General features: G+C 57.4%; 4 protein-coding genes. All 4 read right to left on the minus strand.

What is annotated here, in order from left to right:
* Positions 1 to 479: 479 nt before the first annotated feature.
* Positions 480 to 2210 (minus strand): HAD family hydrolase, encoded by a 1731-nt coding sequence (locus CJZ98_RS17235; RefSeq protein ID WP_094592340.1) that lies wholly within the window; start codon positions 2208 to 2210, stop codon positions 480 to 482.
* Positions 2211 to 2330: 120 nt separating this feature from the next.
* Complete coding sequence (locus CJZ98_RS19485; protein ID WP_094592341.1) at positions 2331 to 2657, minus strand: CsbD family protein; 327 nt, start codon at positions 2655 to 2657, stop codon at positions 2331 to 2333.
* 150 nt (positions 2658 to 2807) lie between these two features.
* Positions 2808 to 2972: a DUF1328 domain-containing protein gene (locus CJZ98_RS17245; RefSeq protein WP_094592342.1), complete on the minus strand. Its 165-nt coding sequence runs from the start codon at positions 2970 to 2972 to the stop codon at positions 2808 to 2810.
* A 10-nt stretch (positions 2973 to 2982) separates the two neighbouring features.
* Positions 2983 to 3207, minus strand: coding sequence for a CsbD family protein (locus tag CJZ98_RS17250; protein WP_315861402.1), 225 nt, complete (start codon positions 3205 to 3207; stop codon positions 2983 to 2985).
* Between the last annotated feature and the right edge of the window lie 1022 nt (positions 3208 to 4229).

The raw sequence follows: 4229 nt of genomic DNA on the forward strand, positions 1-4229 counted from the left end.
CGGTACATGTGGAAAACTTTGGTCGGCAATTTGGCCGTAACAGGCCGATTTGCGCACATTTTACCGGCAGAAGCTGCTCAGATCCATTGCGGCGCAGGAGATCTGGTGTTTCTCAGGAGGCCCTACTGAAGGACTGTTCGAGTACTCCCACTCCATCGCTAATCTCTCAGCGCTTCAGCTGCTTAACCTTGCTTTCAACGCAGCAGATGGATCACCATGGCAGGGCCCATGGGCTCCTCACGAAATGCTGCTGGGTTCACCGAGACCATCCACCCCGCAACTGATGAGAGGCGCATGGGAGCCTGCGGATTGGCCTTGACAGGGCGCCATTCAGCAAAACGGGCACCTGTTCAAGGATCATTGCGTTACGAATGCATTTTGCGCATAGTCCCCTAGCCCAAGATGGCCAAGTGCCAGCGGATCATAACCATGGCGGAGCGAGAGGGACTGACCATAGGATCGTCTTAATATGATCAAGCTTACCCGCTGGCAATGTCGGCTGGAAGCGTATAGAGGGCTTCGATAGATACGCGGACGGCTGCCCGGGTTTCGTTCGGCTTTGCCTTATGATCTACTTCGATCTTGACTAATTCATCGGCAAGATGCTCGTCCTTGATGTGTGCACGCACCCACTTCGAAAAATCGCCATTCTTCCGGTGGTAGTCCCACGTCTCATCATCCACACCATCGGCCAGCTGCAGGAAGACCTGCAGATTCGATGCCTTTAGATTTAGTTTGTCATTCGGACCTCTGAAGTAGAAACTTCCCTCTGGCCCAAGGTTCCCCTCGGCATACTTCCGCGAATGTCGCTTCCGTACTGTCCGCGGTTGTTTCATGTGGATCACGATGGCTTCACGACTGCCGCGTCGCCAGATCATCGCATCCCCGCTCGGGAGTTTGTTGCCCTGAACCGCAGGGCAGACCGGCTCACTCTCTCCCGTTGCCTTACAGAACCCTTCCAGCGTGTCGGCCGGTTGCCCGCCGATCAGGAGGAGCGTGCCGACGTTCGCCATCGTCATCGGTTCCACATCGGCTGGGTGAACGGTGATGAACAGGATGCCGCGTTCTGGCAGTAGAGGTGCAAGCGCGACACTCGAAGGACCGTGCGGAAGTAAATGATGTGTTTCGTCGATCACCAGCCAGTGTGGTAGACCCGTTCGTGCCTTTTCCTGGAGGATGTGTGGCAACAGTTCTGCGAAGTACGTCGGCCGATCGTTGAGAGGTACTCCCAAAAGATTCACGACAATCGACCGCATTGGATCCTTGAGTGCATCAGTGATAGCACCTAATTGCGGAGCCTGTGTCGGATTTCCGATGTGGTTTGCGAAATCAAGACTCTCGTAATCTCCCTCGGGGTCGATTACGAGTACTTGATAACCTGCATCGGCCAACTCCTCCATAATCAAAGTCGTAATTGTCGATTTCCCGCTGCCCGATGTTCCGGCCACAAGCACTCCGTAGCCAGCCGGATCAAGCGGAACTTCAGCTTTGTCGTCTGTCGCACCAATGAGGATGTGGTGACGAGAAAGGGTCTTCAGGTCGGAGAGATCATTTGCGATGAGGCGGTCGACGAGTTCCACGACCCCCTCTCCGCGAGCTTTGTCAAGGACAAGATCGGCTGTCTCCTTGACTGCTGGCAAGGCGTTCGCAACTGCAGCGGAGCACTCGCACAGCCGCATGAAGGCATGGTCGTTCTCAGCATCTCCAATGCCTACAGCATTATGCGGCGACAGAGCGAGTTCCTCGAGAGCCGCTGCAAGCCCAGTTGCCTTGTTCACGCCAGACGGTAGGACCATCACCGAGCCTTTATTGAAGATCACCTGGAGTTCGAGTCCGTACTCGTGGATAATCTTCAACACCTCGATGTGGTGCGGTTCGCAGGTGGCAACAATGACATAGCCAGTTGAAAGGGGAGAGATCTTATGGGCTCTCAACTTGGCCACGAATTTCGGCACAGGCGGCTCGGCCAGAATGCGGACTTCCTTCGACTGAGGATTGAACAGAACCGCCCCATTCTCGACAACCACGAGATCGAACAGATCGAGACGTGGGAACACCAGTTGTAGATCAGGCAGTTCTCGACCGGTCACAAGAAGGAGTTTGCGTCCTGACTTCTTTGCCCGCTCCAATGCTGACAGAGTGGCGTCATCCACATCATTATTGTGGGCGATCGTTCCGTCAAAATCGGTGGCAATCGCATGGAACCGCATGGGCCACTTCGCAATGGGACCTATTCAGAGCCTGTTGTGCATAGACCCACAGGAACTTAGATGTAGGCGGCCGGCCTACCGTCTTCAGGCGTGATGCCAGGCCCGGCCGCTAATCCTGGCTCAGCCCATACCGGCCTTGTCTTTGACGTCTTCGACGGCATTCCGGACTTTGGCCTCGACCTGCTTCGCCTTACCGGCGAGGCGATCTCCCTTGTCGCCTGTGACGTTGCCAATCGATTCCTGAGTCTTGCCCTCGAAGTCCTTGGCGTTAGCCTTGACGCGGCCTGCGGTGGCAGCCAGGGGCAAAGGTGAGGCGCTGAGGCTGAAGGCTCCTGCGGCCTGGGCGGGGGCGCTCAATGCCGGCGTCGCAATCAGGACCAGCAGGCCAAAGGCCAGTCCCAGGCAGCTGGCGGCCAGCTGGCGCAGAAAACGAAGTTGGTGATTCATGGTGATGATGGCGATGTGAAACGAGTAGTAGGACTAAAGGAGCCATGACAGCTCATGCGTCAAGTCCAGTGCACTGATGAATCAGTGACCACACATGACTGAGCTCTAGTCGCGATAATCTGATCAGAGCATCCTGGATCACGCGGCTATTCACGTCACGCCGCGTCTGCCAGTGACGAAAGAAATCACGGCAAGCACGAGAAAAACAAGAAACAGGATCTGGGCAATGCTTGCAGCTGATCCAGCGATACCACCGAAGCCAAGGACGGCGGCAATGATCGCAATGACAAAGAATGTTACGGCGTAATTAAGCATAGCATCGCTCCTAGGGGGTGTTAATCAGTTGGACAATCTCTTCTTGGCTCTTGCCGAGCTTCTTCTGCAGATGGCCAAGCAGCTCTTCTTCTTGGCCTTCGGCATAGGCCAAGTCGTCATCGGTGAGCTCGGCGAACTTCTGCCTGAGCTTCCCCTTGAGTTCGTGCCATTCACCTTTGAACTGGAGCTTATTCATGATCAAATCCGCAAAGGTCTGGGATCGATGCCAGAGCATGTGGTGCTGCCGGATTGCTACTGGAGCAAATCCATGGGCTTGTCACGCCGTAGCCCCTCTCCACTTCAGTCTGGGCATGAAATCGGTCTTGGGGCACAGTCGATGTCCCTGCCACCCACGCACCGCCAAGTCTTAATGGTTTGAGCTGATTCGGCTGTGATGTCCTGGTGGTGTGAGTTTCTAGTGATGGCAGCAGGTGCACGGTCTCTGCTCGGCACCACTGGCTTCCGGCCTGCATTTGCACAGGAAGGTTGATGGGCTTAGGCCAGCTCCGCGCTTCTCCAAAGGCAACTCCTGTGTGCCTAGAACCCAGTGACTGCAGTGGATCTTGGTGAGGGGAAAGGGGATGAACAAGCCCAAAATCCCTGATCCGGAGCCCGTTTTGCCATAAACACCGGGGGGCAGCGCCTGGTCACTCCTGGAAGGCCAGGCACTGCCCCAGCTCTAGGCCGCCAGCAGTCAGCTCAACAAGCACCCAGCAGCACGTGATCAAGGCCGGCCACCCGCTGCTGCGCAAGGGTCTGGAGTGGCTGGAGAGCACCAACCAGTAGGGCGCTGGCCTTGTTGAGTAGGCCGCAGGCCGCTGGCCTGCCCGTGGGCCTCACACCACCACCGGGGAGGAGGCCACCACTGCGGCAGGACTTCCTCTCGGGCTCGCATGGTGACGGTGCAGCGCAGCTGCCTGTTCCAGCGCCAGTCCACCGGGGCGACCAGGCGTAGCCGCAGCGCCGTGTGGCGCTCTGCAGTTGCCGCAACTCAGATGGAGGATCAGGGGGCCTGGGCCTCAACGGACTCAGGGGCACCCCAGCAGCACTTGCAATGCCGCGTGCAGCCGCAATCCAAGAAGGGCCCCGAGTGCGCCGTTGCCCCCAGGTGCGCTCCTTTCGGGGACGCAATCGGCACCGAGGGGGCTTGACCTTGCTGGTGCAGCCCCGCTGACGGGCCTGACAGGCTTCTGCCCTGCCATGGCAATTTGTATAGCAGCCAGGCGCAATGGTGCATCGGAAGTGCGCGATTGGCTG

Origin of the sequence: Vulcanococcus limneticus LL (assembly GCF_002252705.1) — a bacterium.
Classification (GTDB): domain Bacteria; phylum Cyanobacteriota; class Cyanobacteriia; order PCC-6307; family Cyanobiaceae; genus Vulcanococcus; species Vulcanococcus limneticus.